Source organism: Polyangiaceae bacterium, from assembly GCA_015075635.1.
Lineage (GTDB): Bacteria > Myxococcota_A > Polyangia > Polyangiales > Polyangiaceae > JADJKB01.
Window position 1 is genome coordinate 184,910 of record JABTUA010000003.1, and the last position, 26,029, is coordinate 210,938.

Here is a 26,029-nt window from a genome sequence, read left to right on the forward strand (position 1 = left end):
CCGGCGCCGGCTGAGCGGGCTGCCGGGCCGAAATCCCCGCGCGCCGCGAATTGACGAGAAAATCCCGAGAAAAGGGGCTGACGGCGCGGCGAGCCGGGGAGTACCCTCCGCCCCCGCCCGGCCCCAGACATGGACCCCATCGCATTCGGCATCGTCGCGGCCTGCCTGCTCCTCGCGGCGCTCTGCGTCGTGACCAGCAAGAACCTGGTCCACGCGGTGCTCTGGCTCGCGCTGACCCTGGCCACCACGGCGGTGCTGTTCGTGCTGCTCCAGGCGCCGTTCCTCGCCGGCATCCAGATCCTGCTCTACACCGGCGGCGTCATCACGCTGATGCTGTTCGGCGTGATGCTGACCCGGCGGCAGGAGAGCGTCTTCATCGAGAACGAGACCTCCCCGCGGCGGAGGGTCCCGGCAATCCTGGCGGCGGCGGTGCTGTTCGGGGTCATCACGTCGGCGACCTACCGGACCCCCGGGCTGCCCGCGGGTCCCGGGCGCAACGTCGGCGCCGACGAGATCGGCAAGGCCTTCCTGACCGAGCACCTGCTCGCGTTCGAGGTGCTGAGCATCCTGCTCTTGATCGCCATGATCGGCGCCATCGTGCTGGCGCGCAAAGCGGACTTCGGCAAGGAGCGGGAGCGCGTGATCCCGGTCCGCGGCGAGAAGGCGACTTGATGCCGCTCCAGCCGCTCCTGCTCCTGTCCGCGGCGCTGTTCTGCGTGGGCATCTACGGCGTGGTCTCGCGCCGTAACGCCGTCGGCATCCTGCTCAGCGTCGAGCTGATGATGAACGCCGTGAACATCAACCTGGTGGCGTTCTCTCACTACCGCGGCGACCACGTTGGCCAGACCTTCGCGGTCTTCTCCATCGCGCTCACCGTCGCCGAGGTCGTGGTGGGCCTCGCCCTGGTGATCTTGCTCTACCGATCACGCAAAGACGTCGTGGTGGACACCGCGCACGCGCTGGGAGAGCCGCGATGATCCTCGGCCTCACCCCCGTCGCCTGGGCTCTCGTCGCGCTCTTCGGACCCGTGGTCGCGGCGCTGATCATCGCCGTCGTTCCGCCGCTGCGGAAGGCGGGCAAGCCCGCCGCGTACCTGGCGGTGGCGGCGGCTCTGCTGGCGTTCGTCGGCGCCGTCGCGCTCATGCTGCGCCAGCTCGGCGCGCCGGCGGACGCCATCGTCCAGACCACGCGCTGGCTGCCTTCCGGGGGCCAGACCATCGCCGAGATCGGCGTGCGCCTCGACGGCATCAGCGTGCCCATGCTGCTGGTCGTCACCACGGTGGCGCTCTCGGTGCAGGTCTTCTCGCTGGGCTACATGGCGGACGAGCCGCCCGCCGCCTTCGGGCGCTACTTCGGTTACCACTCGCTGTTCATCTTCAGCATGAACACGCTGGTGCTGGCGCCGAACGTGCTCCAGCTGTTCGCGGGCTGGGAGCTGGTGGGTCTGACCAGCTACTTGCTCATCGGCTTCTACTGGCAGAAGCAGACCGCGGCGCGGGCGGCGGTGAAGGCGTTCTGGACCACCAAGCTCGCGGACATGGGCTTCGTGGCGGGCGTGATCCTGCTGTTCGTCTCCACCGGCGGCTTCGCCTGGGCACCGCCGGCGGATCCCACGCTGCACATGTGGATCGGCTTCTGCCTGTTCCTGGGCGTGATGGGCAAGAGCGCGCAGTTCCCGCTGCACGTCTGGTTGCCCGACGCAATGGAGGGCCCCACCCCGGTCTCGGCGCTCCTGCACGCCGCCACCATGGTCGCCGCCGGCGTCTACCTGGTGGTGCGCGCCAACCCGCTGTTCCAGGCCGTGCCGGTGCGTGAGCTGATGACGTGGCTCGGCGCCTTCACCGCGCTCTTCGCCGCGATCGTCGCGGTGGTGCAGACCGACATCAAGAAGGTGCTCGCGTATTCGACCTGCTCGCAGCTCGGCTACATGGTCAGCGCCCTGGGCGCCGGCTCGCTGATGGGCGGGTACTTCCACCTGACCACCCACGCGGCCTTCAAGGCGCTTCTGTTCCTCGGCGCCGGCAGCGTCATCCACGCCGTGCACTCGAACGAGCTCCGGGACATGGGCTACCTCTGGCCCAAGATGAAGATCACGGCGGTGACCTTCATCATCGGCGCGCTCGCGCTCAGCGGGGTGCCGGGCCTGGCCGGCTTCTTCAGCAAAGATCTGATCCTCGAAGCGCTGTACGAGAAGCGGCTCTGGGGCCCGCTCGGCATGCTGATGGCCGCGGCGTTCTTGACCGCCTTCTACATGGGCCGCGTGGTGTTCCTGGCGTTCTTCGGCAAGCGCACCAAGAAGACGGAGCGCGCCCACGAGAGCGGCCCAGCCATGGCTGGGCCGCTGGTGCTCCTGGCGGTGCTCTCCGTCGCCGCTGGCTACTTCGGCAAGAGCTTCGCCGGGCTCTACGGCGTGGATTACCACTTCCACCTCGGTGCCGTCGGCGGCGTCGCCATCGTCCTCGGCCTGGGTGGCCTGATCCTCGCCTGGCTGGTCTACGGCAAGGGCTCGGTGCCGGAGTCGAGCTTCGCGTTCCTGGCGCCCGTGGGCCGGCTCGCGCGCTCCGGCGCGGTGGACAAGCTCTACCTGTTCGGGTTCCAGAAGCTGGCGCTGGGCTTGGCGAACGCCGTGGGTTGGTTCGACCGCTACGTCATCGACGGCGTGATGAACCTGCTCGGCTGGGCCACCATCATGGGCGGCCGGCGCGTGCGGCGCATCCAGACCGGTAACGTCGCCGACTACGTCTACGCCGTCATCGCGGGCGCCGTGGTGCTCGCCACCTGGGGGATCCTCAGATGATGGGTCTGCCCCTGCTCAGCCTGATCGTCGCGGCGCCCTTCGTGGCCGCCGTGCTGCTCTTCGCCATCCCGGACGCTCAGCGCCAGCTCGTGCGCTGGGTATCGTTGCTCGGCGCCACTGTCTCTCTGGTGGGCAGCGTGCAGGTCGCGCGGCTGTACGACATGGGCAAGGGCGGCCTCCAGCTCGCGGAGCGCTACCCGCTGGTGCCCAGCCTGGGCATCGAGCTCAGCCTGGCCGTGGACGGCTGGGGCGTGTCGCTGCTGCTGCTCACCGGCATCATCATCTTCGCGGGGGTGCTCGCCAGCTGGACGCTGAAGGAGCGCGGCAAGGAGTTCTTCGTCTTCCTGCTGGTGCTGGTGGCCGGCGTGTTCGGCGTGTTCGTGTCGCAGGACCTGTTCGTCTTCTTCCTGTTCTACGAGATCGCCGTGCTGCCGATGTACCTCCTGATCGGCATCTGGGGCTCGAGCCACGCGGTGACGGAGGCGGGGCCTTTCAGGTTCGTCTGGAAGCTGCTCGACATCGGCGGCCGCGAGTACGCTGCCATGAAGCTGACCTTGATGCTCTTGGTCGGCTCGGCCTTCATCCTGGTCGCCATCTTCGCCATGTACGTGGCGGCCGGCGCCCGCACCTTCGACATGGCGGTGCTGGGCAGCCACCCCTACAGCAAAGATCTCCAGCTCTGGGCGTTCCCGTTCCTGTGGCTCGGTTTCGGCTCGCTGGGCGGCGTGTTCCCGTTCCACACCTGGTCGCCGGACGGCCACGCCTCGGCGCCCACGGCGGTCTCGATGCTGCACGCGGGCGTCTTGATGAAGCTCGGCGCCTTCGGCGTCATGCGCGTCGGCATGGTCATGCTGCCGGAGGGCGCCGCGGTCTGGGCGCCCTGGGTCGGCGGCGTCGCCGTCATCAACGTGGTCTACGGCGCGCTCAGCGCCATGAGCCAGAAGGACCTCAAGTACATCATCGCCTACTCGTCCGTCAGCCACATGGGCGTGGTGATGCTGGGCGCGGCGACCTTGACCCCGAACGGCTGGAACGGCGCCGTCTACCAGATGTTCGCCCACGGCATCATGACCGGGCTGTTCTTCGCCCTGGTCGGCCTGGTCTACGAGCGCGCGCACTCGCGCCACGTGCCGGGTATGGGCGGCTTCGCCAAGAGCATGCCCGCGGTCGCGGTGTTCTTCACGCTGGCGGGGCTCTCGTCCCTGGGCTTGCCGGGCACGGCGGGCTTCGTCGCCGAGATGCTGGTGTTCCTGGGCGCCTGGCAGAGCGCGCACTGGTGGTGGGCCATCCCCGGCATCCTGGGCGCGTTCATCACCGCGGTATACGTGCTGCGCGCCGTGCGCCAGATCTTCTGGGGGCCGGGCCCGAGCGAGAAGTTCCACGATCTGTCGGACGCCACCCGGACCGAGTGGGGCGCGCCGCTCATCCTCGGCGCCTGCATCATCGTGTTCGGCTGCTACCCGGTGATCGTCCTCGACTTCATCGACAAGGCCACCCCCGGTTACCTGGCGCAGGCCAAGGGCGAGCTACGCTTGCCGCAGCAGGCCGTCTCCAAGCCCCGCCTGAGCCCGGTGCTCGGCACGCTGGCGCCGCGAGGTGAGCGATGAACGTCTCCCTCGCGGATCTCCTGCCGCTCGGCCTCGATCTCGCGCTCTGCGCGGGCATCTTGCTCACCTTTCTGGCGGACCTGTTCTCCGGTCCCAAGCCGAACCGCGCCATCGGCGTGATCCCGGCGGCCACCTTCGCGGGCGCGCTGATCGCCTCCTTCCAGATGGACCTGAACGGCAGCGCCTTCGGCGGCGTGTACGTCGGCGACCACTGGTCGCTGTTCTTCAAGCGCGCGTTCCTGGCGGCGGGCCTGCTCGTCACGCTCGGCAGCATGGATCACGTGGCCAAGCACCAGCCGCGCCGGCAAGGCGAATACTACCTGCTCCTGATGTGCAGCGTGCTGGGCATGACGCTCTTGCCCGGCGCCCGCGATCTGGTGCTGCTGATCGTCGCGTTCGAGCTGATGGGGCTGCCGCTGTTCGTGCTGGCGGCCTACGCCAAGACGGAAGACCCGAAGGGGGTCGGCAGGCACGGGCCCGAAGCCGGCCTCAAGCTCTACCTGGTCGGCGCAGTGAGCGCGGCCATCACGCTGTTCGGCCTGTCCTTCGTCTACGGCATGACCGGCTCGACGCGCATCGAGGCCATCGCGCACACGCCGATGACCCCGCTCTTCGTGCTGGGCGTGATGCTGGTGCTCGCCGGCATGGCCTTCAAGATCGGCGTGGTGCCCTTCCACATGTGGGTGCCCGACACCTACCAGGGCGCGCCCACGCCCTTCGTGGCGTTCCTGTCGGTGGCGCCCAAGCTCGCCGGTTTCGCCGCGTTGGCCACGCTCTTCCACCACGGCTTCGCGCAGGTCCGGAGCGAGTGGCAGCCGGTGTTCCTGGCGCTGTCGCTGCTCAGCATGGTGCTCGGCAACCTGCTCGCGGTGGTGCAGACGAACGTGAAGCGCCTGCTCGCCTACTCGGGCATCGGGCACATCGGCTACATGCTGATGGCCTTCGTGTCCGGCGCCGGTGGCACCACCATGCTGCTCTTCTACTTCGTGGCCTACCTGGTCACGAACATCGGCGCCTTCCAGATCGTGGAGGCCGTGGAGCGCGAGACGGGGGACTCCTCGATCGCCGCCTTCGAGGGCATGTGGAAGCGCTCGCCGACGCTGGCCTTCGCCATGCTGATCTTCCTGCTCTCGCTGGCAGGCATCCCGTTCGTGGTCGGCTTCTGGGCCAAGCTCTACGTGTTCATCGTCGCCTGGCAGGCCGGGCTCTACCTCTTGGTGATCCTCGGCGCCGTGCTCGCGGTGGTGGGACTCTTCTACTACATGCAGATTGCGCGCTCGATGTACATGTTGCCACCCAAGCGCGACACGGAGCTCCGCGCCGCGCCGGCGCTCGCGCTCTCGCTGGCGCTGTGCCTCGCTGGGGTAGTGCTGTTCGGCGCCTGGCCGAGCCCGGTGCTCGAGGACGCCGGCCGCGCCACCGAGCCGTTCGTGACGGCGCGGCAGGTCGGGCTGCGCTAGGAGCCTGTCGGGAAAGAGAAGCCATCGTTCGCAAACGGCGGCGCTGCCCGCGGTTCAACAGGGGCCAGGGGACAGGAAACAGGCAATGGTCCGGACGCGTGGAACGCCTTTGGCCCCGGCACTGGTCGCGCAGCGGACGAGTTGCATGGCGATGTGACGACCCGCGTGGTGCTTCACGGCCGTGAGTCGAGGCCTGGCGGGCCCGTGGCACAGCTGTGCCACGCCGCGCCTCGGCGATCCCGGCGGCGCGGGGCAAGGCGGCAAAACCCGCGCAATCGCCGCGTGGCGTGGCTCTTGCTGAAGGGGTGAGCGGAGGTCGTCACGCATGAATCGCATCTCTCGCTTCGCCATTCCCGTCGCCGTGTTGTTCGCCTTCTCCGCTCCCGGGCTCGCCGCCGCGCAAGAGTGCAAGACCGACGCTGACTGCGGCGCCGGGGAGCAGTGTTTGAAGGGCATCAGCGTGCCCGGCTGCGAGGATCCGAGCGCGGGCTGCCCCTCGGAGCCGGTGGAGTCCGAGCTCGGCTACTGCGAGACGAAGCCGATCTCGTGCAGCACCGACGCCGATTGTCCGAGCTTCATGCGCTGCATGGACGAAGAGGTCGCCTGCTGGTCGGAGCCGGGTGGCAGCTCGGGCTGCGACACCCCGGATCCGTCGAAGCGCACCTGCCGGCAGACGACCTTGAGCTGCGCCACCAGCGCGGACTGCCCGGCCCACTTCGACTGCGTGGAGGCACCCGTGCTCTGCGCCGCGCCCGACTGCGCACCGGGCACGGACTGCGAGCCGACGTTGTGCGAGGGCACGGAGAAGATGTGCGTGCCGCAGCAAATCGCCTGCACCGCGAGCAGCGACTGCCCGAGCGCCTGGAGCTGCGAAGACATGGGCACCGACTGTGCGGCTTCGCCCGGCGGTGGCGGGGTGGACTGCGGAGGGAGCAGCCCCACGCTCGCCTGCGTGCCGACGGGCTGGGGCTTCGCGTCCAACGAGTCCGCCAAGAGCGGCGCGGGTCAAGGCGCGGCGAGTGAGAGCAACGGCGGCTGCTCGGTGTCCGCACCTGCGCGCGGGAGCGAGGCGCTCTCGGGGCTCTTGGCGATGCTCGGGCTCGCGCTGTTCCGGCGCCGGCGCGCGGGGCGTTGAGGCTCGACCGCTCGAGCGCGGGAGCGATTCGCTGTTTCCTTTCGACCCTCGACCTTCAAATCCCGGCCGTGCGCCGCCCGGTCGCGAACAGCACGACCATCAGCAGACGCTCCAGCGCCGGGCCACCGGCGCCGCCCTCCGCGAGCGCGTTGCGCAGCTCCGGACGCCCGCGTCGCTCGAGCTCGCTGAGCCAGGCCGCGACGTCCGGGCTGTGCTGCTCGAGCTCGCGCAGGCAGGACTGCACCGCGTCGTCCGCGTGTGCCGCTAGCAGTGCTTCGAGGATGCCCGCGGAAGCGACGCGCTCGCGCTCGTAGCGTTGCGCCTCCAGCAGGCGCTCGCCGTTGCGGCGCACGGTCTCCGCCACGCTGAACGGCACCAGGCCCTCGGCCGCGCCGCGCAGCATCGGCGCCACGCCTCGGAGCGTGGCCAAGAGCGTGTTGCGCCGCGCCTCCGCCAGCTCGGTGTCGCCGAGCTGATCGGCGATCCAATACGCCATCAGCATCACGTCCTGCGCGAGCGCCACGTCGTGGCTCTCCGCCAGCCAGTGCTCGGGCCAAGGCGCCCGCGCCGCGCGGGAGGTCCAGGTCGGCGGCGGGGGGCGGGTCGTCGGGCGGCGCTTGGGCGGAGCGCTGGGCGCCGGCTTGGGCGCCTTCGCACGCTTCGGCTTCGTCGCCGTGCGTTTCTTCGCCGCCGCCATCGCCTTGGGATGGTAGTCGCGTGCGAGCGGCCAGGCGTCATTTATGATGAAGCCATGCGCTGGACGCCGTTGCTTGCAGGCCTGGCCCTCGGGTTGGCGTGTGGCAGCGAGTCCGGCGGCCCGGGCGCGCACGCCGAGGACGCAGGGGCCGATGCCGGCGTGGGAGACGGCGCATGGCCCGACCAGGGCGGGGGTGAGGTGTCCAGCGAGGCCCAACCCGACGCCGAGGCGGGTCCGCCCAAGCCCCCGCCGGGGAACGCGCTGCTCCGGAGCGACGGCTCCGTGGTACCCCTCTACCCGGTCACGGACCCCGCAGCCGCCACGCGCGCCATCGGTTTCGTGCAGTCAGGTACCGGCGTTCAGGTGCTCGACGAGGACGGCGGCGAGCTCGCCAAGCACGAGATCGGAGCGGGCAGCCTGTTCGGTGGCTTCGACTTCGACGCGGACGGCTGGCCCGATCTCGGCGTCGCTCGCAGCAAGGACAGCGGCCAGATCTGCGGCGCGACGGCGATGCTCGACACCTGGCTCGACGTCGTCTCGACGAAGACCGGCAAGCAGGCCGCGCTGACCAGCATGGCGCCGGCTCTGTGCTGGACCTTCGGCACGAGCACCTATCCGACCACCCAGTGGTCGGTGCTCGCGCCGCTCTTCGGAGCCGGCGGCAGCGAGCTCGCCCTCGCGCCGTATTACGCACAGAGCGGCAGCTTCGCCGCCTGGTCCGCCGGTGCCTTTCAGGTGCTGGGTACCTTCCAGTACCCGTCCACGGCGAGCTTCGACTCCACCTACACCGCCGATCAGCCGAACGCCTGGGGTGGCCCCGCGAGCTTCCTCGCCAACTCGCACGTGGCGAACGGTCTCGTGGTCACGGTCGGCGGCCAGCGTCGCCTGGCGTTCTTCACCAGCGGACGCGTCGTGCAGTACGCGGTGGGGCAGCAGGGGCCCGGGCAGCTGCTCTTCGACACGCCCTACGTGACCGGGGACCGCAAGGACCTGGCCGGTCGCAACTACGGCCTGGTGCTCCCCGATCCCGGCCTGCCCACCGACCTCGTGCTGGTGGCTGGCACGGGCGCCCACAGCGTGTACGACGACATGGTCTCGGCGAGCATGACCAGCGATCCCTGGGGGCAGATCGAGCGGCACGTGAGCCGCTACGACCTTCTCACGGGCAAGGTCTTGGACCGCTTCTTCTCTTACGCGCACGACGACGCGGACGGCAACAAATACGAGGGGCGCGTGGCCTACCCGGCCAACCCGATGGTGCGCGCCGCGAGCGGCCCATCGCGGCTGGCCTTCAACGTGTACGAAGGCGGCCACTGGATGTTGCACGTGACCCAGCCCGGCTCCCTCGGGGACGCTCTGGTCCTCCAGGATCTGTTTCTGTGGGACATCGCCGATCTCGACCGTGACGGGATCGACGAGTGGTTGGTCACGCCCAGCCGCGATCCGAGCGAGCCGGACGTGCCGGGTTACTACTACGTGAAGTGGCGCACGCAGATCGCGCACTTCGACGCGACGAAGCTCGAGCTCTCGATCACCGCCACCCACGAGGGTATGATCCCCCGGCTCGCGCCGACTTTCCGCCAGCCCGCGCGGACCAGCTCCATGGGCTACCTGTACCCGGCGCTGGTCGCGCGCACCTCCCAGGGCTTGGAGCTCTGCACGCGGAGCGCGGCCGGCAAGCTCGGCAGCGTGCTCGTCGGCAAGTGACGCTCAACGGATGGCGCGCTGGAGCTCGCCGGTGACGCGCGCGTAGGCTGCGTCCAGGTCGTCACCAACTTCGATGGGCGGCAGGAGGCGCATGCGGATGCGGGACGGCACCCAGGCTATCCACGGGGACGGGACCAGCGTCCAGGACAGCCAGCCCAAGGCAGCTCCCAGCCACGGGCCCGCGAGCACGTTGCCGTAGAAGGCGGCCGCGCCGCAGACGAGGAGCCCGAGCAGCGTGACTGGCACGCGCTTCACGCCGGCGAGGCGCGGCCAGACCAACAGCCAGGACATGAGCTCGGAGCGCCAGACGATGGGCACCGTGACGTGGCTGCCGGAGATCGCCAGCGGAACGACCCGGACGCCGTGCTGCTTTGCGATGCGCAAGAAGCCCTTTCGTCCGCCGAAGTCCACACGCCCAGCCTGCCAGACGGGCCGAAACGCCTCGTGGTCACCGCCCGGGAAGACCACCAGCGGCACCCCGCGCTCCAGCGCGGCTCCGGCGCCGCGATAGGTGGACGGCACGATGCCGAGACGCCGCACGAACGGGGCCATGATCGGCAGCCAGAAGGCCAGCGGGTGAGCGAAGCCGGCCAGCGGGCGCGACAGGCCGAACGTCCTCCACCAAAGGAGCACGAGGCACAGCACCTCGGCACCCCCGCCGCCCGAGTGGTTGGCGACGATCATGTAGGGCCCGCGCTCGGGCAGGTGCTCGGTGCCCTCGAGGCTGGGTCTGAGCCAGAGCCGCGCCCACGGCCCAACCCACCGATCCAAGCTGCGTACGAAGCCTTCGTGCGCGACACCCGGCTCGCCGTGCTCGATCGAGTCGTAGCGAGCGCGGCCGGCCATGCCTCAGCGCACGAACAGCATGCCGTGCTTCCAGTTGATGTCGGCGTTGTAGTCACACACGTTGGACTCGCCGAGGGCCCAGCCGTCCTCGCGCAGGCCAAAGGGCTCGAAGTCCGGGTGGTCGCGCACGAAGTAGACGTCGGTCTCGTTCGTGTAGCCGAGGTGGGACATCATCGACACGCCGCCGCTGGGCGGGCAGCTGCCGACCACCGTCGCGACCGCTGGCATCGGGTACGGCGTCGTAGCGTAGGTCTTCAGGAATCCATTCGGGATCTGGCCCACGAAGCCCTTCACCACGCCGTAGCCATCGTCGCGCTGTGCGAGCAAGAGCTCGGAGAACGGCACGCGGTGCACGCCGATGCCAAGCGAGTAGGGAGTGTTCGGATCGTCCGGCGCGCCGGCCACCATCCCCCAACCGAAGCCGTTGCCCGCGAGCGAGCCGTCCGCCGAGCGGGCCAGCAGCGTCCAGCCCCCGCCGGCGACGTCCATGTCGCAGCGCACCTGGATGGCGACGCCGTTCGGCGGCACGATGGTGTACACGCCGCTCTGGGTCACGCCGCTCTTCTTGAGCTCCCAGCAGCTCGGGTAGCTCGCACCGCCGCCCGCGCCGCCGCTCCCGCTGGTGCCGCCGGCGCCCGCGCTGCCGCCGGCGCCACCGCCCGCCGCGCCGCCGCTGCCCGCGGCGGAGAACTCTTCCCCGGAGCAGCCGAGCGCCAGGAGCAACGGAACGAGCGCGAACGCACGCGCGGTCATTGTCCCCGAGCGAAGCACTCGCGCGGCGGATCGTCAATCGGGAACTCGGTTCTCAGCCGCCAGCGTGGACGACGCGCGCGACGAACTGGTACTCGCTCCGCGTGATCAGCCGGAAGGGCAGCGAGTGTACGCGAAACGGCCAGGTGAGCTTGTCCACGCTGCCGCCTGCCTTGCGCACCAGCTCGATCCACTCGGGTGGCGACAGGTAGTTGCCCGTGACCAGGATGCCCTGCGCGTAGTTGCCGACCAAGTCCATCGCCAGGAGCACGCCGTTCGACCAGGCTCCGAAGCGAAAGTGGTCTTTGACGATGACCGCGCCGCCGCGCCGCGTGACCCGCAGCGCTTCCCCGAGCACGTCGAGCGGCGAGTCGGCGTGGTGCAGAACGTCGGAGATGGTGACCGCGTCGAAGCTCGCGTCGTCGAAGGGCAGCCGGTGACCGTCGTACGCCCGGGCGTCGAAGTCCAGGCCAGGCTGGAGCTTGACGTCGACGCCGGAGAACCGCTTCACGCCGGCGCGCGCGGCCACGAGCTTGACCAGCGTGCCATCGCCGCAGCCGACGTCGAGCAAAGCGTTCGTGGGTGGCAAGAGCTCCACGACCTCGGCCGCGATGCGCTCGGCTCGTGGCGCGGACACGGCGTCGAAGTGCCAGCGAAACGGCGAGAGCATTCCGAACGACGGCATGGCGCGTGGATCTCTCAGCGAGCCTGCACGCTGTAGCGGCGTCCCCGGCGGACGCGGTCGCCGTGGCCGATGGCGCCGGCGATGCGAATGAAGGTCCACACCGTGCCCCTGAGCTTCGCCAGCTTGGAGAAGCCGACCCGCTCGTTGTAGTCGATGGGGAACTCGACCACCTTGTAGTTGGAGCGCGCGGGGAGGATGAGCGTATCGAGCGGGATTGCGTCGCCTTCGCCGTCGAAGTCGAAGGCGCGCACCATCGACAGGCGGTAACCGCGCATCCCGCTGTGGACGTCGGTGGTCGGAACCCCGTGGACGAGCTGGGCCGTGGCCGCGAAGAAGCGGTTGGCCATGAAATTCGGGACGGGCATCGCCTTGGGGTAGGTGGACGTGCGGCTGGCGTTCACCAGGTCCACACCCGACTCCAGCATGGCGCGGATCTTGGGGATCATCTCCGCCGGGTAGGTGAAGTCGCAGTCGAGGTAGATGAGTGCTTCGCTCTCCTTCGCCGCCTCGTACATCAGCCGCTCCATCGCGGGGCCATGACCGCGGGGCGGAAGCTGGCGCACCACACGAGCGCCTTTGGCGCGCGCGAGCTCCGGGGTCTCGTCGCTCGAGCTGTCCACGAGTAGGATCTTCGCGTCCGGTGCGTAGCGCCGGATGTCGTCGATCATTCGCTCGACGCTCTCCTTCTCGTTGAGCGTGAGCATGCCGATGGTCAGCGTGAGCGGGCCCGGCTCGGGCGGGAGCCTCGCCACGATGACGTGCTCCGCGGCGAGGGCCCCCGGCGCGTTCTTGGCGATCAGTCGCTCGATCGGACGGAGCACGTGTCCATAGGTGAAACGCCCCGGCATCGTGTGCGTCGCTTTGAGGTCGGCCGCGTGCTGCGGATCGCCGTACCAGCCCAGGCGCATCGCCGCGGCGCGAATGATGTACGGGTTCACGTCGACGCGCATCACTTCGAGCCCAGCGGCCTCGATGCGCCGCACGGCGGCGGTCAACGAGTCGTCCGCCGAGCCGTTCTTGCGGTTCGCGACCGACGCGAGCACGTGCCCGCCGTCTTCCAGGAGCGGAGTGACGCGGCGCAAGAGCGCTTCCGGGTCGCGCACGCGGTCGAGCGTGCCTTCGAGCACGACGAGGTCGAACCTCTTCCCCTTCACCGGCTCCAACGCGGCGTCCGACTCGAGCTCGGCGAAATGGGCCTCATCCATCAGGTCCTTCGCACGCGGAAGGGAGTCCTTGATCATCTCCAGGCCCACGGTCCGAGTGCCGCGGCTGCGCGCGCGTTGGCTGCTCTGCCCGACGTCCGTGCCGATCTCCAGTAGCGTGCGCGGTCGGCCGATATTCTGCTCGATCGCGTAGTTCACTTCCTTGAAGAGGAAGGTCGTTTCTGCCATCGCGACGACGCCTATAGCACCATTCCGACACCGGGTCTTCGTGATGTAGATTCCGTCGGGCATGCCCGGAGAGCCAAGCGTCGCAACGGCCGGCCGGCGAGCGCTCGGCTGGTTGGAGCACCCGGCGCTTCGCGCCCTGGTCGCGATCGCGCTGCTCGCGACGCATCTCGGTTTGATCGGCGCGGCCGGTCAGCGCTTCAAGCTGCCGTTCAACCGTGCTCCCGCCGACGCGCCGGCGTTCCAGCCGGCCGACGCGGGCTTCGGCTCCGGCGCGCCGCGCTCCTGGAACCGCATGCTCGTGTCACGCTGGGACTCTCAGTACTACATCGGCACTGCGATCAGAGGCTACTCGCTGTGCCCACCCGAGGACCTGCGCGGCAAGCCACTCAAGGCGCTGATGGGGCGTTGCGCCTTCCACTTCTATCCGGGTTACTCGGTGCTCGGTCTTCCGCTCATCAAGGCGGGGCTGGCCGCCGATCACGCGCTCTTCGCGGTCTCCCTCCTGGCTAGCTTCCTGCTTTTGTATCTGTGGACTGGTCCCACGCTCAGAGAACGACTGGGCACCGGGCAGACCTACCTGTCCCTCCTGCTCTTCAACGCCTACACCACGGGCTTCACCCTGGTCACCGTGCAGACCGAGCCCGTCACGCTGCTCTGCGGCCTGGGCGCGTTCCTGCTCTTCAGCCGAAAGCAGCTGGTGCTTGCCGCGCTGGTGGCAGGCGCGGCCGGGACGTTCCGAGTCACCGGGAGCACGGTGGGTCTCGCCTTGTGCGTCGGGCTCGTCGGGGTCGCGCTCGCGGGTGGCTCCGAGCCGCCGTGGCGCCGCTGGCTCAAGTGCGGGCTCATCGGCCTCCTGGCGGGCTGGGGACAGCTCGCGGTGTTTGCGTACTTCTGGCTCCGCTACGCGGACCCGCTCTTGTACGTCCACTCGCACGCCGAGGCCTTTTCGCACGGCGTCTCCTTGCTCCAGACGGTCTGGCCAGAGCCGCGGACCTTCAATCGCGCCCTCTCGCTCGGCCCGCGCGAGGGCCTGTTCATGGTCTTCACCGGCTTGTTCCTGGGCCTGGGCCTCGCCGCCACGCTCCGGCGCTTCACCGGGCCCGAGCGCTGGTTCTGGGTGGGTCTGCTCGTGTTCTCGCTGGGCGTCTCGCTGATGGGCTCGGCCGGTCTGGCTTATGCCGGGATGAACCGCTACACGCTGCTCGCCCTGCCGGTCTTCTTCTCGATGGCGACAGTGCTCGGCAACAGACCGATCGCGCTCGCGGTCTGGCTGGCGTTCAGCGCCTGGAGCTACTGGCAGGCGGACATGTGCACGTACGTGGGAGATCGCGGCTCCGAGCGCCACTGCGGCATCTTCTGGATGTGACGCTCGCTCACCACTTCGTGGTCAGCACCGTGAGCTCGCCCGCGCTGGGCTTGACCGGGTAGCGCGGCGAGCTTCGGTGCGACACCCAGGAGCCGACGTGCTTCTCCGTACCGGGGCGCGGCCTGATCTCGCTCATCGAGCGGTAGATCATCCCTGCCTTCCAGAGAGGCGTCGGCATCTCGAAGGGCATGCCGGTGGCTCGCACGCGCGTCGGCTTGCCGATCAGGGTCCAGCGCCGGGTAGCGGTCACCTCCGCGGCGATGTTGAACATCGCCTCGGGGGCGATGGGGCCTTGCGCCAGGAAATACACGCTGAACTGCCCGCCGACGCCGGGCTCCATTCGGGTCCCGATCAGGCGCACGCCGTCGCCGACATCGGAGGCGGCGGACCTGTCGAGCTCCTGCTCGAGCTCCTGGCGCAAGCGATCGGCAAGCGCCACGTCCCCCGCAGCGATGGCAGCGTTGTGCGCGATACGGCGCTGCTCGAAGCTCGAGGGTACGGCAGCCGGCCGCGGGTTCGGCTCCTGTCCGAGGTGGTGCCGAAGCTCCCAGGTCACGAACGGATCGGGCGTGACCGTGTAGATGGGATCGTGGGCTTGCTTCAGGTACCACTCGAGCTTCGTGGGTTGTCGAGCGGCCAGCGAGAGTCCCTCGAGCGGGGCCTTGCCGCGCCCGCGATCGGCGATCCAGAAGGGCCCGACCGCCCGCACGGCGTACCCCTGCGCCAGCTTCTCGAGCTCCGTCGCGGTGGCGAAGCGGGTGTCGAGCACGTAGTACTGCCCGTCGCCGACCTGAGGCCCGCTGGGCACTCCGCCGACGCGAATCGGCCGGCGGAGCGCCCAATCCATGCTCCACGTGGGCTTCATGCCGTCGTGGAGCGAGACGCTCGTCCCGCTCTCCAGCTGCGGGCGCAGCCACTTGAGCACGCTGATCTTGTCCACGTCCTGGTGGATCAGATCGCCTCGCTCGTCGTAGCGGCCTCCGGTCCGGCGCGCCTGCACCAGGCCCGCGACCCCGTCCGGGAACATGGCCGCCGGCACGCACGCGCCGATGAGCAGCGCGACGACGGGTGGCCAGACCAATCCCGTGCGCCGGAAGCGCTGCACCAGCCGGCGCAAGAGTGCCTCCATCGTCCAGGTGAACAATCCCAGCGAGAAGGCCGAGTAGAGCGCGAAGGTCTGGGGCCAGAAGAAATGGATGTCGGCGCCTTGCTTGAACACGACGTACTGCACCACCGCCATGACCAGCATCGCGAGCGGGAAGATCTCCTGATCCTTGCGCAGGAAGAGCAGGCGAAAGACGAACAGAGGCAACGCCGCCTTGCCGATGAAGATGGCGAGGGGCGTGAAGGAGCACTCGATCCAGTCCGCTCGCGCGACGAGCACCGCGTCGAGCGACAGGTCGCTGCCCGCCGAGCGATGGATGCCCTGCGTGAGCAGGTTCCCCAGCTGACCCGCGCGCTGGAACATCGCGAGGTAGAACAGGATCAGGCCCACCGCGATGGACGCGCCCAGCGCCCACCACTGGGCGAAGCGCCTGCGATCGACCGACGGGTACCAGCGCCCGTTGAAGAGGATGCCGCGCGGGAGCCCGAAGGCGAGCACCACGGCTGCGAAGAAGTAGCCCTGCCAGTCGCTGTTCAGCGCGGTGAGAAAGCCGAACGCGCTGACCACGAGCCAGCGGCGGCGCCAGGTCTTCGTCAGGCGCAGGTAACCCCACGTCGCGCAGAGGGCGCCGAACATGACGGGAACTTCGAGGCTGTTGAAGTTGGCGAAGGCCAACGCGATGGGCGTGACCACGAAGCCGAGGCAGGCGACGGCCCCCGCGATCGGCCCCCACAGGTGCCGCCCCACGGCGAAGACCAGTGGCACCGACAGCGTGCTGTAGACGACCGCGGGCAGGCGACAGACGAAGTCCTGGTGACCGGCGAGCTTCACCAAGAGCGCGGTGGTCCAGAAGATCCCCCACGGGTGATTGCAGTAGTAGCTCGCTGGCGTGGGCGCATCGCTCAGGTGCATCGTCACCGGCGCGATGATCTTCCACTTCCACATGTTCTCGGCGCCGAGGCCGATCGCCGCGTTGCTCGCCCAGTGCCCGACCGCCACGGGCCCGAACATCTCCCAAGCGGCGACGGCACCGAACCAGAGCGTCGCCAGCGCGGCGATCAGGCGCGCCACGAGCTCGATGCGCGGGTGAGCCACGGCGGGCGCTTCGCTGGCGCAGGCCGCGCGCGCGCGCCCGAGCCAGCGCCGCAGCCGGCTCGACTTCGGCGGCACCGGTAGAGCGGGCTCGATCGGGGTGGGCTCGACCTCCATCATCTTCGGTTCGCCGGAGCGCGCCGGCGAGCGTACTACTGGTTGGCCGGAGTTTTCGCGCGGATTCTGTGCGCCCGGGCGACGAAGGCCGGCGCTGTCCCGGGGCGGGCGTCCCGCAGGGATTGCGTCGCCGCCACGAGCACGCCCCCGCCGAGCTGGGCTAACCTCGGCGCGCCATGCTGGAGCGGTTGGGCCACGTGCTCTCGGGGTGGGCGCGGCGCTACGTGCCGGATCCGTTCGTGCTCGCGCTCCTGCTCACGCTGCTGACGTTCGTGGCTGCGCTCGTGTTTACGCGCTTCGACGTCACGGGCGTGCTCTACGCCTGGGTGGACGGGAAGGGCGGCGGCAAGGGGTTCTGGAACCTGCTCGCGTTCGGCATGCAGATGTGCCTCATCCTGGTGACCGGTCACGCCTTCGCCGCGAGCCCACCCATGCGCCGGGTGCTCGACCTCGTGGCCGCCGCAGGGCGCACGCCGGCCCGCGCCGTGGTCGTGGTGGCGCTGGGCGCGATGCTGCTCGCCTACTTCAACTGGGGGCTCGGCCTGATCGGCGGCGCGCTGTTGGCGCGCGAGGTCGGGCAGCGCGCGCGAGAGCGTGGCGTGCTCGTGCACTACCCGCTGCTGGTGGCCGCGGGCTACAGCGGCCTGATGGTCTGGCACGGGGGTCTCAGCGGCTCGGCGCCGCTCAAGGTCACCCTGCCCAAGGATCTGAAGGAGATCCTGGGCGACTCCCTGGCGAGCCAGGTCGCCCCGATGCCACTCGGGCAGACCATCGGATCGTTCGGCAACCTCCTGGGTAACGCCGTCCTCTTGGTGCTCGTGCCGCTCGCGCTCGTGCGCATGCTGCCCTCGGACCCCAAGGCGCGCGTCGCCGCTCCAGAGCGGGCGCGGGGCGAGCTCGTGGAGAGCCCCACGCCCGAGCCCACGCCCGCGTCGCGGCTCGAGCGCTCTCGATTGGTCGGGCTCGGGTTCGCCCTGATCGGGCTCGCGACGGGCGTGCTCCTGCTGAAACGGCAGGGCGTCGCCAATCTCGATCCGAACCTCTTGAACTTCGTGTTCCTGTTTGGTGGCCTGGCGCTGCACGGCTCGGCGCTGTCGTACGCGAACGCGATCGGGGAGGCCGCCGAGGGCTGCGCCGGCGTCATCCTCCAGTTCCCGTTCTACGCTGGCATCATGGGGATGCTGCAGGGCACGGGGCTCTTGGCGGCAGTTGCGGGCGCCATGGCGCGGGTCGGTCCCGAGGCGCTGCCCGCCGTGTCGTTCTATTCCGCGGGGCTGGTCAACCTGTTCGTGCCGAGCGGCGGAGGGCAGTGGGCGGTGCAAGGGCCCGTGGTGATCGAGGCTGCCGTGAAGTCGGGGGTGAGCCCGGCCCGCATGGTGATGGCCCTCGCTTACGGCGACCAGTGGACGAACATGCTCCAGCCGTTCTGGGCGCTCCCGCTCCTGGCCATCACGGGGGCGAAGGCTCGCGACATCATCGGCTACACGGCGGTGATCATGCTGGTCGGCCAGGTCGGCTTCTTGCTGGCGCTGTACGTCGGCTGGTGACGCTCGCGCTCAGCCCGTGCCGACCACGAGCCCGCCATTGGACGCGAACAGCGTGGGCGCGCTCTCGGCCTCGAGGTTCTCCACCGGGGCGTCCACGGAGTCGTCACCGCGGGCCGGGTCACGGCCTTCGAGCAGGACGCTTCGCGCCACGTCCAGGAAGCGCTGAAGGGTCGAGGCGTCGCAGAGCACGAAGCGGACCTCGCGGAGCTTCGAGCCTCCCAGGGTCAGGTGACGCGCCAGCGCGCTCACCATGGCGTCCGCCGAGCCCTCGATGCCCACGCGGCCTTGCCCAGTTCCGATGGCCGGCAGCGCCAGGCTGGTGAAGCCGAGCTCTTCGCTCGCGAGCAGCGCGCGCTGCGTCGCCCGCGCCACGCACGAGACCTCGTTCCAGGCGCCGACGGCGTGCAGCACGCCGCGACAGTGGAGGCGTCCCGGACCGGTGGCGACGCAGTCGCCGAGGGGCCGTTCGCCGCTCTCCATCGCTTCCTGTTCGATCTCCACGCCACCGCGGGCGACCAACGCGGCCCCGACGCCGGCGCGCATGCGCAGGGCGTAGTTCGCGCTGCTCACGATGCCGTCGACCTTGGCGAGCGAAATGTCGCCGACCTCCAGCACGATGCGCGTCGAGCCCAGGCGGAGCTCGGTCTTCGCCAGCTCCGAGACAGGCTGCGCGGGGCGGGTGGCCCGCGCGAGCTGAGCGAACAGCTGCTCGACGGTGAACATGCCGTCGAAGCGCGCGTCCGGTCGCGGCGACATCATGCGCGCGACGATGTGCTGGAAGTAGGCCTCCTCCGGAGAGCGCGCGGGCGGCATGTGGAGCATCGCGTCGCGGCGGCGCTCCCCGGTCCCGTCGGCGAAGGGAGCCGCGCCGTAGCGCAGAGCGAACGCCGTCGCCCCGAGCGCGTAGACGTCCGAGCGGAAGTCGACACCCGCGCCCCGCTCTTGCTCGGGAGCCATGAAGCCGGGCGTGCCACCAGGCGCGCCACTCCGGCCGGCGACCGAAGCGGTGGCGACCCCGAAGTCACCGACCTTCAGCCGGCCGTGCGGGGAGTAGAACAGGTTGCTCGGCTTGACGTCGCAGTGAACCACGCCCCCCTGGTGGACCTCCTTGAGCGCGGCCGCTGCCTCCGCCACCAGCTCGGCGACGGCCCAGATGGGCAGGGGCCGGCGGAGCGCGTTGCGGCGGCGGCGATCGAGCTCACCGAGGTCGATGCCATCCACGTGTTCCTGGACCAGGAAGGGGGTCCGGTCTTCGTCCACGCCGAAGTCCAGAATGCGGACAACTCCGGACGAAGTGACGCGGGCCATCAGCCGGGCTTCGTCCCGGACCCGGTCGTGCGCCGAGCCGGTCGCGCCCGCCAGGAAAGCACGCAGCGTCTTGATGACCACCGGCATGGCCAGCTCGGTGTGGCGGGCCAGCCAGACCTCGCTCATCCCGCCCTCGCCCAGCTTGCCCCAGACCTCGTAGCCCTTGCACAGTTGGCCGCGCTGCATGGCGCCCTGTTCGGCACCGGGGGCGGCTCGGTTGCGGGTTATCTCGGGGTCAGCGCAGGAGCAGCCGGATCACCTGCGCCAGCTTGCTTTCGGCGCGTTTCCGGACCTCCGGCGCCCCCCGCGCCGCGTTGCGGATCAGGTCCCGCAGGTGCCGGCGGTCGGCGGCGGGGTGCTCCGCGCACAAGGCGTCGAGCGCTCGCGGGCCCTCGCCTACCAGGCGCACCACCCACTCTCGCTCCTTGCCCTCGGCGGCGCTCGGCTCGGCGCCGGGGCTGGGCGCCTTGCCGCGCACGAGCAGGTCGTCGAGGCGAGCGCGGATGGCGCCCCACTCGCCGTCCCGCAGGATGCCGCGCACCACGCGCAGCTGCCGCTCGCGGGCGCGGGGGCTCTTCATCGCCTGCGCGTCTCGGATGGCGTCCAGCAGGTGCTCGCCGAGCTCGAGACGGCAGAGCGTCTTGTCGCTCAGCACGAACAGCTCCTTGGCCAAGCGTGACAGCGCGTCCTCGCGCACGCGGCGCGAGCGCTTCTTGTCGCTGCGCGAGACCAGCTCGGGATCGTCGTCCGTGTCGGACATCACTTCCCGTAGACCTCGATCTCGCTGACGGCGATGTAGCCCTTGTCCTTCTTGCTGACGATCAACCGCACCCAGCGGGCGCGCTTGCCACCGAGCTTCGCCCGCCAAGGGTCGTTGGCCGTGAACAGCTCGCGGCGTGTCGCGACCTCGACGTAGTTGCTGCCGTCCTCGCTGAGCTCCAGCGTCAGCGGCAGCGACTCGGCCTGGAAGCCGTCGCTGCGGTGGTAGACCACGACCTCCGAGAGCGAATGGCTGGCGCCCAGGTCGATCTCGACCCAGGGCCGGTGCTCGAAGACGGTGTGGACGCCGAAGCCACGCCCGCGCACGCCGTCCGTCGCGCCGCCAGGGTCGGGCGTGCGAGGGAAGATGCTGCTCGAGCGCACGGGCTTCTCGTAGGCGAGGTTCGCCGGAGCCAGCGCCCAGGCCAGCGTGGCGACCAGCAGCGTGAGGCCCGCGGACGCGACGCCGACCAGCCGCAGCACGCGGTAGACGCGGATGCGCCGCACCGTTCGCACCTCGAGCCCGGCTTCCAGCCAGCCGAGCAGGCCCTCGAGCGCGGGGCGCAGGGCGAGGGCTTCGCGCGCCGTCAGCCGGTCCGCGTCGAGGACCTCGGTGCTCTTCAGGAACGCCGCGAGACCCGCGTGCTCGGGCGGGGTGCCGAGCGCTTCTGCGAGTGCCGCGAGCTTCTCCCAGGCTTCCTCCGCCGGCATTGTGCGTTCGCCGTCCGACTCGCCGCGGGCCGTCGCATGGGCGGTCATCAGGATCGCGAACGCCTCCGCCAGCAGGCGAAACGCCGGTGCTCTCTCCTCCGGCCCGCGCAGCCCCGCCGCGGCGCGTTGGCGCGCGCGCGCGGCAGCGAGCAGAAAGCGCATCTTGCCTCGCTGGTCGATGGAGCAGCCGGAGGCGCGGCGCTCGGCGCGGCGCAGCAGGAAGCGCTCGGACAAGAGCTCGCGGAGGAAGCGTTTCACGGCGGGGCTCGCGAAGTTATCGAAGCCTCCGAGGCCTAGCAACCCGAAGCCGGCGCACCGCCTCGCCGAGCTCGCGCTCGTTCAGGCTTCCATCCGGTCCAGTAGCGAGGCATCCATGAGCCGTCAATGAGCTCCGTCCTGCCCACCCCCCGCACCACCCTGCGCCGCCGGCGCGAGCGAGGCTCCTTCGAGCGCGCCGTCATCCACGCCATCCTCGACGAAGGCCTGGTCTGCCACGTGGCCTTCGTGCACGACGGGCAGCCATTCGTCTTGCCGACCGCCCACGTGCGTGTCGAAGACACGCTCTACGTCCACGGGGCTCGGCAGAGCCGCATGCTGGAGACGCTCGCGAGCGGCGCGCCGGCTTGCCTGACCGTGACGCTCCTGGACGGCTTGGTGCTCGGCCGCTCCGCCATGCACCACTCGATGAACTACCGCTCGGTGGTGCTCTTGGCCCAGGGGCGCGAGGTCGGCGAGCGGACGGAGAAGCTCCGGGCTCTCGCCGCCCTGGTGGACCACGTGGTGCCGGGGCGCGCGGCAGCGGTGAGGCCGCCGAGCGAGGCGGAGCTCTCCGCCACGCGGGTCGTGGCCTTCGCCATCGACGAGGCGTCGGCGAAGACGCGCGTTGGCCCGCCGGTCGATCTGGAGTCGGACTACGACCTGCCGTGCTGGGCCGGCGTGGTCCCACTCCGCCTCGTCGCCGGCACGCCCGAGCCCGACCCGCGCCTGCGGAGCGGCGCGGCCCCGCCGCCGGCGCGTCGGTGATACTGTCGCCCGCGTGCGTCGCCTCGCCGTCGTGCTCGCCGCGCTGCCCTTGCTCGACTGCGCCGGCACTCCGCCGTCGAGACCCGTGCTCATGCCCCGGCCTGGGCAGGCCCGAGGTCTCAGCATGGCCGAACGCAACCGCGAGTGCGTCCGCTGCCACGCGGACGTGGCCCGAGAGTGGCGAGGCTCGCCTCACCAGCGCGCCGATCTGAACCCCGCCTATCGCCGCGCGCTCGCGCGGGAGCCGCTGGCCATGTGCCGGAGCTGTCACGCGCCGGAGGCGGATCCCGGCGGCGCTGCGCCGGCCGCCCTCTCCGAGCTGGGCGTCGCCTGCGTGACCTGCCACCTGAGCGGGGAAGCCGTGCTGGCAGCGCCGCGCTCGGGCGGGCACGCCGAGCGCGCGCCCCACGCGCTGGTCCGCGACGCGCGCTTCGGGTCGCCCGCCGCCTGCGCGGCCTGCCACGAGTTCCCGTTCCCGGACGCGGCGCTTCGCTCCGAGCCGGAGCTGATGCAGTCCACGCTGAGCGAGCACCAGAGGAGCCGCTACGCGAAGCTCGCGTGCGCGAGCTGCCACATGCCGGCGACCGGCGGGCGGCGGCACCATGGTTTCGCGCGTCGCTCCGAGCAGGCCCTGCGCGAGGCGCTGGTCGTGCGCGTCACGCGCCCGTCACCCACGCGGCTCGCCCTCGTGCTCGAGAGCAGCGGGGTGGGGCACGCCTTCCCCACCGGAGACTTGTTCCGCCGTCTGGAGATCTCGGTGGAGGCGGTGGGCGACGACTACGCGAGCGTCGCGCGTTCGGTGCGCTACCTGACACGGCACTACCGGCCGATCGGCAAGCGGGGGCTGCCGCGCCGGGTGGTACGCGACGATCGTCTCGCGCCGCGAGCGCGCGTCGAGCTCGACCTTCCACCGGTGGCCGGCGACTTTCCGTTGGCCTGGCGCGTCGCCTACCAGCGGGTCGAGCACCCGGCCGGGGCCGGTGAAGAGAGCGCCGTGGTGGAGAGCGAAGTCACATTGGCAGAAGGCATCGTGGCCGTGCCGCAGGAGAAACCATGACCCAATGGAAATCGATCTTCCTCGTGATTGGCGTGACAGCCTGCGGAGGCAACCCGCCTCCCGAGCCCGCCGCCCCCGCGCCCGTGCCTGCGCCCGCACCGAGCCCGCCCGCAGCGAGCGCGAGCGTCAGCGCGCCCGCCGCGCCGGTCGAGGGGGAGGCGGCGGCGAAGGCCCCGAGCGAGTTCCACCTGGTGGCGAAGACCGAGGCGGAGCTCGAGCTCCTGCCGTTGGGGGACAAGCTGTTCGTGCGCGGCGGCCCGATCTTCCTCGCGGCGGTCGAGGGCGACCGAATCGTCGAGGACGAGCGCTACGGCAAGGGCCTGGAGGGCTTCATCGGTGTCCGCGGGCTGTTCGGCAAGTGGCCCGACGACGCCTTCGTCGCCATCACGCTGTCCAACGGTCGGGTCGGCTGGGGCGGCATCCGCAAGTGGAACGGCCAGCGCTGGGTCGTCACCGGCGCCGATCTCGGCCAGCGCTGGATCTACGCCGACGTGTCGCCCTGGTCCGGCGGGCTGCTCGCGATGCTGTTCAACGTGATGCCCTACGACACCAAGGAGCCGGTGCGCTTCAAGCTGGTGAGTCCCGGCACGGGCGCGAAGCTGCCAGTCCCCACGAAGGCCGCATGCGGCACGCTGGTCAAGGCCTCGGGCTTCGCGGCGCTGCCGAGCGGCGAGGTCTTCGTGGTCGGCGCCACCTGCGACGACGAGAAGCTGGCCGTGGAGTGGTGGCCTGCGGGCGAGACCCGCGGTCGGGTGGAGCGCCTGGAAGGCGTGGACCCCTACAACGAGGTCTACGTGCTGCCGCGCGCGGCGAACGACGTCTGGATCATCGGTGACGCCTGGAACAAGGCCACCACCGCGCACTTCGATGGACAGCGCTTCGAGGTCGTCCCGAACAGCTTCGACATGCCGGTGATCTCGGCCTCCTACGGCCCCGACGGCACGCTCTGGCTGGTCACCAGCCTGACCTCCGACCTGAAGCAGCCCCGCGGCGCGGTGTGGAAGCGCGCGCCGAAGGGCAGCTGGGAGAAAGTGACCCTGCCGGAGGGCGTGAAGCTCCCGACCAGCGTCCACGCGGCAGGGGACGGCGTCGTGTGGCTGGCCGCGGACAAGGCGCTCTACCGCACCACGCCGCCGAAGAGCGAAGCGCAGATCGTGAAGTGGGACTACGACCAGCAGTTCCCCGGCAGCGTGCGCATCCCCAAGCCCGCTACCGAAGGCTGCAAACAGATCTTCGTGCTCATGTACGGCATCACCAAGGTGACGCCGAAGGACTACGACTTCCCGCTCACGCGTCAGGCGCTGAAAGGGCACACCGACCTCGCCAGCGCGCGCTTCGCCGAGACCGAGGACAACGGCAAGCGCTACTTCGGCGCCTTCGTACCCACCCTCGCCATGGGAAAGAAGATCGAGAAGCTGGTGCGCGACAAGGTCAAGGGCAGCCAGCCCGCCGTGCTCTGCTACGCGCCCAAGGTCGTCCGCGAGATCGCGGTGGATCTGGCGACCGGCGAGGTGAAGAAGTAGCAGCGCGCCGGAGAATTTGCGCCACGACCGCCACGGCGCCACGACCGCCACGAAAGAAGAAGAAGAATATTTGGGTGTCAAACCCGAGAGCGCTTCGCCCAGAGTGATGCTCCCGTTCCCCCGAGCGCTGATCCCAGCACGTCATCCGGCCTGAGCAGGACCTCCAGCTCGGAAGATCCTCTTCAGGTCCGCAAAACAAAGAATCGTGGCGCCCGTGGCGTTCGTGGCGTCCGTGGCGCATTTCTCCTGCTGCCCAACGGATGAGCTGACCACGACGGCAGGAGTCGAGTCAGTTGCGCCGGGCCTTCTTGGCCTCTTCGCCGACCTTCTCCAGCATGCGCGCCAGCTCCGCCAGCGCCTCCGGGCTCGCCTTGCCGGGCTTGGTGGGCGCTGCGCCGCGGGGCGGCGGCGGCGTCGACGGCGGCTTCTTGCCGGCGGCGCGCCAGCCCGACCAGGTCGGCGGCGGTTGCCACGCCACCGCGTCCACGCGCTCCGCGCCGGGCTTCCGGCGCGACAGGCGCCCGCCCCGCGCCAGCGTGCCGACGAGCTTCCAGGCCTCGTAGCCGTCGAGGGGCGGCACCGGCAGCAGGTTGAGCCCGATCAGCCAGAGGTTGGTGGTCGTGAACACGCTGACCAGCTCGGCGACGAACGGCGTCCGCGGCCTGCCGAGCAGAGCCAGCGCGGCGAAGGTGCCGCCGAGCAGCAGGGCCTGCGCCAGGACGCCGCCCCAGGCGATGGCGCCACGCTCGGCGGCGGTGGCCCGGCCCGACCAGTGGCAGAGCCCGCCGAAGCCGGTGATGTCGATGCCCTCGACGCGCAGCCGGAAGGCCCGGACCAGCGCGGCGTGACCCAGCTCGTGGATCAGCACCAGGAGCAGGAAGCCGGTCCAGAAGCCGGGCGCGAAGCGGAAGCCGCTGAAGACCAGGGCGCCGAGCGGGACCGTCCAGTGCAGCCGGATCGGGATCCCACGCAGGCGGGCGATGGTGAGAGAGCCGCGGTCGAGCATCGGCGCTCATCGTAATCACCCACCCCGAGGAGCCCAAGGGGGGCCCCGGATCTGCTAGGAGGGGCCATGGATCCCAAGCTCTTCGCCACGGTCTTCACCACCGTGTTTCTGGCCGAGCTCGGCGACAAAACCCAGCTCGCGACGCTGCTCTACGCCTCGGACGCCAAGATCTCCAAGTGGACCGTGTTCGCGGCGGCGGCGCTGGCGCTGGTGCTGACCTCGGCCATCGGCGTGGCGGGGGGCGCGGTGATCTCGCGCTACGTCTCGGAGAAGACGCTGCACTGGGTCGCGGGCATCGGCTTCATCGCGGTCGGGCTCTGGACCCTGGTCAAGGCCTAGG

Annotated in this window: 23 protein-coding genes; 13 read left to right on the forward strand and 10 right to left on the reverse strand. The window is 70.2% G+C overall.

Features of this window, described 5'->3' with window-relative positions; translation table 11 throughout:
• Nucleotides 1-129 precede the first annotated feature (129 nt).
• From HS104_31415 to HS104_31440, 6 genes are all read left to right on the forward strand, one after another.
• Entirely contained in the window at nucleotides 130-672 is a 543-nt protein-coding gene (locus HS104_31415; protein MBE7484464.1) for an NADH-quinone oxidoreductase subunit J, read from the forward strand.
• On the forward strand, nucleotides 672-977 hold the full coding sequence (gene nuoK / locus HS104_31420; GenBank protein MBE7484465.1) for an NADH-quinone oxidoreductase subunit NuoK: 306 nt from the start codon (nucleotides 672-674) through the stop codon (nucleotides 975-977). The genes HS104_31415 and nuoK overlap by 1 nt, the downstream gene beginning before the upstream one ends.
• Nucleotides 974-2,797: an NADH-quinone oxidoreductase subunit L gene (nuoL, locus tag HS104_31425; GenBank protein ID MBE7484466.1), complete on the forward strand. Its 1,824-nt coding sequence runs from the start codon at nucleotides 974-976 to the stop codon at nucleotides 2,795-2,797. Before nuoK ends, nuoL begins: the two co-directional genes overlap by 4 nt.
• Entirely contained in the window at nucleotides 2,794-4,404 is a 1,611-nt protein-coding gene (locus HS104_31430; protein MBE7484467.1) for an NADH-quinone oxidoreductase subunit M, read from the forward strand. The genes nuoL and HS104_31430 overlap by 4 nt, the downstream gene beginning before the upstream one ends.
• A complete protein-coding gene (locus tag HS104_31435) occupies nucleotides 4,401-5,864 on the forward strand; it encodes an NADH-quinone oxidoreductase subunit N (protein MBE7484468.1) in 1,464 nt (487 codons plus the stop codon). The genes HS104_31430 and HS104_31435 overlap by 4 nt, the downstream gene beginning before the upstream one ends.
• A gap of 325 nt (nucleotides 5,865-6,189) precedes the next feature.
• Entirely contained in the window at nucleotides 6,190-6,999 is an 810-nt protein-coding gene (locus tag HS104_31440) for a hypothetical protein (protein ID MBE7484469.1), read from the forward strand.
• A gap of 55 nt (nucleotides 7,000-7,054) precedes the next feature.
• Here the strand turns inward: HS104_31440 and HS104_31445 are convergent, their stop codons facing one another.
• Nucleotides 7,055-7,696: a hypothetical protein gene (locus HS104_31445; protein ID MBE7484470.1), complete on the reverse strand. Its 642-nt coding sequence runs from the start codon at nucleotides 7,694-7,696 to the stop codon at nucleotides 7,055-7,057.
• 54 nt (nucleotides 7,697-7,750) lie between these two features.
• Here HS104_31445 and HS104_31450 point away from each other — a divergent pair, with 54 nt between their 5' ends.
• Nucleotides 7,751-9,403 (forward strand): hypothetical protein, encoded by a 1,653-nt coding sequence (locus HS104_31450; protein MBE7484471.1) that lies wholly within the window; start codon nucleotides 7,751-7,753, stop codon nucleotides 9,401-9,403.
• Between the two features lie 3 nt (nucleotides 9,404-9,406).
• On the opposite strand, the gene HS104_31455 is transcribed toward HS104_31450, so the two are convergent.
• From HS104_31455 to HS104_31470, 4 genes are read right to left on the reverse strand one after another with little or no spacing between them, the layout of a single operon-like run.
• Nucleotides 9,407-10,249 (reverse strand): 1-acyl-sn-glycerol-3-phosphate acyltransferase, encoded by an 843-nt coding sequence (locus tag HS104_31455; protein ID MBE7484472.1) that lies wholly within the window; start codon nucleotides 10,247-10,249, stop codon nucleotides 9,407-9,409.
• A 3-nt stretch (nucleotides 10,250-10,252) separates the two neighbouring features.
• Nucleotides 10,253-11,002, reverse strand: coding sequence for a hypothetical protein (locus HS104_31460; GenBank protein MBE7484473.1), 750 nt, complete (start codon nucleotides 11,000-11,002; stop codon nucleotides 10,253-10,255).
• 52 nt (nucleotides 11,003-11,054) lie between these two features.
• Complete coding sequence (locus tag HS104_31465) at nucleotides 11,055-11,684, reverse strand: class I SAM-dependent methyltransferase (GenBank protein ID MBE7484474.1); 630 nt, start codon at nucleotides 11,682-11,684, stop codon at nucleotides 11,055-11,057.
• Between the two features lie 14 nt (nucleotides 11,685-11,698).
• Nucleotides 11,699-13,138: a methyltransferase domain-containing protein gene (locus HS104_31470; GenBank protein MBE7484475.1), complete on the reverse strand. Its 1,440-nt coding sequence runs from the start codon at nucleotides 13,136-13,138 to the stop codon at nucleotides 11,699-11,701.
• On the opposite strand from HS104_31470, the gene HS104_31475 reads away from it, so the two are divergent.
• Nucleotides 13,137-14,441, forward strand: coding sequence for a hypothetical protein (locus tag HS104_31475; protein ID MBE7484476.1), 1,305 nt, complete (start codon nucleotides 13,137-13,139; stop codon nucleotides 14,439-14,441). The genes HS104_31470 and HS104_31475 overlap by 2 nt on opposite strands.
• A 7-nt stretch (nucleotides 14,442-14,448) precedes the next feature.
• On the opposite strand, the gene HS104_31480 is transcribed toward HS104_31475, so the two are convergent.
• Complete coding sequence (locus HS104_31480; GenBank protein MBE7484477.1) at nucleotides 14,449-16,758, reverse strand: glycosyltransferase family 39 protein; 2,310 nt, start codon at nucleotides 16,756-16,758, stop codon at nucleotides 14,449-14,451.
• 176 nt (nucleotides 16,759-16,934) lie between these two features.
• Between HS104_31480 and HS104_31485 the strand changes: the two genes are divergently transcribed.
• Nucleotides 16,935-18,302 (forward strand): short-chain fatty acid transporter, encoded by a 1,368-nt coding sequence (locus HS104_31485; protein MBE7484478.1) that lies wholly within the window; start codon nucleotides 16,935-16,937, stop codon nucleotides 18,300-18,302.
• Between the two features lie 9 nt (nucleotides 18,303-18,311).
• On the opposite strand, the gene HS104_31490 is transcribed toward HS104_31485, so the two are convergent.
• Genes HS104_31490 through HS104_31500 form a run of 3 tightly spaced genes read right to left on the reverse strand, consistent with a single transcriptional unit; the run spans nucleotide 18,312 to nucleotide 21,338 of the window.
• Nucleotides 18,312-19,796: a serine/threonine-protein kinase gene (locus tag HS104_31490; GenBank protein ID MBE7484479.1), complete on the reverse strand. Its 1,485-nt coding sequence runs from the start codon at nucleotides 19,794-19,796 to the stop codon at nucleotides 18,312-18,314.
• Nucleotides 19,797-19,845: 49 nt separating this feature from the next.
• Nucleotides 19,846-20,370, reverse strand: a complete 525-nt coding sequence (locus HS104_31495; protein MBE7484480.1) for a DUF615 domain-containing protein — start codon at nucleotides 20,368-20,370, stop codon at nucleotides 19,846-19,848.
• A complete protein-coding gene (locus HS104_31500; protein MBE7484481.1) occupies nucleotides 20,370-21,338 on the reverse strand; it encodes a discoidin domain-containing protein in 969 nt (322 codons plus the stop codon). The genes HS104_31495 and HS104_31500 overlap by 1 nt, the downstream gene beginning before the upstream one ends.
• Nucleotides 21,339-21,464: 126 nt before the next feature.
• On the opposite strand from HS104_31500, the gene HS104_31505 reads away from it, so the two are divergent.
• From HS104_31505 to HS104_31515, 3 genes are read left to right on the forward strand one after another with little or no spacing between them, the layout of a single operon-like run.
• Entirely contained in the window at nucleotides 21,465-22,103 is a 639-nt protein-coding gene (locus tag HS104_31505) for a pyridoxamine 5'-phosphate oxidase family protein (protein MBE7484482.1), read from the forward strand.
• A gap of 13 nt (nucleotides 22,104-22,116) precedes the next feature.
• A complete protein-coding gene (locus tag HS104_31510) occupies nucleotides 22,117-23,160 on the forward strand; it encodes a hypothetical protein (protein MBE7484483.1) in 1,044 nt (347 codons plus the stop codon).
• Complete coding sequence (locus HS104_31515; protein MBE7484484.1) at nucleotides 23,157-24,683, forward strand: hypothetical protein; 1,527 nt, start codon at nucleotides 23,157-23,159, stop codon at nucleotides 24,681-24,683. The genes HS104_31510 and HS104_31515 overlap by 4 nt, the downstream gene beginning before the upstream one ends.
• A gap of 289 nt (nucleotides 24,684-24,972) precedes the next feature.
• Here HS104_31515 and HS104_31520 read toward each other — a convergent pair whose 3' ends face one another.
• On the reverse strand, nucleotides 24,973-25,689 hold the full coding sequence (locus tag HS104_31520) for a hypothetical protein (GenBank protein ID MBE7484485.1): 717 nt from the start codon (nucleotides 25,687-25,689) through the stop codon (nucleotides 24,973-24,975).
• Between the two features lie 66 nt (nucleotides 25,690-25,755).
• Between HS104_31520 and HS104_31525 the strand changes: the two genes are divergently transcribed.
• A complete protein-coding gene (locus HS104_31525; protein ID MBE7484486.1) occupies nucleotides 25,756-26,028 on the forward strand; it encodes a TMEM165/GDT1 family protein in 273 nt (90 codons plus the stop codon).
• Nucleotide 26,029 lies beyond the last annotated feature (1 nt).

Coding starts and splice junctions, on each gene's coding strand:
- HS104_31505 (MBE7484482.1), top strand. CDS start 21,465: ATGAGCTCCGTCCTGCCCACCCCCCGCACCACCCTGCGCCGCCGGCGC.
- nuoL (MBE7484466.1), top strand. CDS start 974: ATGATCCTCGGCCTCACCCCCGTCGCCTGGGCTCTCGTCGCGCTCTTC.
- HS104_31445 (MBE7484470.1), bottom strand. CDS start 7,696: ATGGCGGCGGCGAAGAAACGCACGGCGACGAAGCCGAAGCGTGCGAAG.
- HS104_31435 (MBE7484468.1), top strand. CDS start 4,401: ATGAACGTCTCCCTCGCGGATCTCCTGCCGCTCGGCCTCGATCTCGCG.
- HS104_31525 (MBE7484486.1), top strand. CDS start 25,756: ATGGATCCCAAGCTCTTCGCCACGGTCTTCACCACCGTGTTTCTGGCC.
- HS104_31490 (MBE7484479.1), bottom strand. CDS start 19,796: ATGCAGCGCGGCCAACTGTGCAAGGGCTACGAGGTCTGGGGCAAGCTG.
- HS104_31415 (MBE7484464.1), top strand. CDS start 130: ATGGACCCCATCGCATTCGGCATCGTCGCGGCCTGCCTGCTCCTCGCG.
- HS104_31455 (MBE7484472.1), bottom strand. CDS start 10,249: ATGGCCGGCCGCGCTCGCTACGACTCGATCGAGCACGGCGAGCCGGGT.
- HS104_31495 (MBE7484480.1), bottom strand. CDS start 20,370: ATGTCCGACACGGACGACGATCCCGAGCTGGTCTCGCGCAGCGACAAG.
- HS104_31475 (MBE7484476.1), top strand. CDS start 13,137: ATGCCCGGAGAGCCAAGCGTCGCAACGGCCGGCCGGCGAGCGCTCGGC.
- HS104_31460 (MBE7484473.1), bottom strand. CDS start 11,002: ATGACCGCGCGTGCGTTCGCGCTCGTTCCGTTGCTCCTGGCGCTCGGC.
- HS104_31470 (MBE7484475.1), bottom strand. CDS start 13,138: ATGCCCGACGGAATCTACATCACGAAGACCCGGTGTCGGAATGGTGCT.
- nuoK (MBE7484465.1), top strand. CDS start 672: ATGCCGCTCCAGCCGCTCCTGCTCCTGTCCGCGGCGCTGTTCTGCGTG.
- HS104_31430 (MBE7484467.1), top strand. CDS start 2,794: ATGATGGGTCTGCCCCTGCTCAGCCTGATCGTCGCGGCGCCCTTCGTG.
- HS104_31480 (MBE7484477.1), bottom strand. CDS start 16,758: ATGATGGAGGTCGAGCCCACCCCGATCGAGCCCGCTCTACCGGTGCCG.
- HS104_31520 (MBE7484485.1), bottom strand. CDS start 25,689: ATGCTCGACCGCGGCTCTCTCACCATCGCCCGCCTGCGTGGGATCCCG.
- HS104_31465 (MBE7484474.1), bottom strand. CDS start 11,684: ATGCCGTCGTTCGGAATGCTCTCGCCGTTTCGCTGGCACTTCGACGCC.
- HS104_31440 (MBE7484469.1), top strand. CDS start 6,190: ATGAATCGCATCTCTCGCTTCGCCATTCCCGTCGCCGTGTTGTTCGCC.
- HS104_31450 (MBE7484471.1), top strand. CDS start 7,751: ATGCGCTGGACGCCGTTGCTTGCAGGCCTGGCCCTCGGGTTGGCGTGT.
- HS104_31515 (MBE7484484.1), top strand. CDS start 23,157: ATGACCCAATGGAAATCGATCTTCCTCGTGATTGGCGTGACAGCCTGC.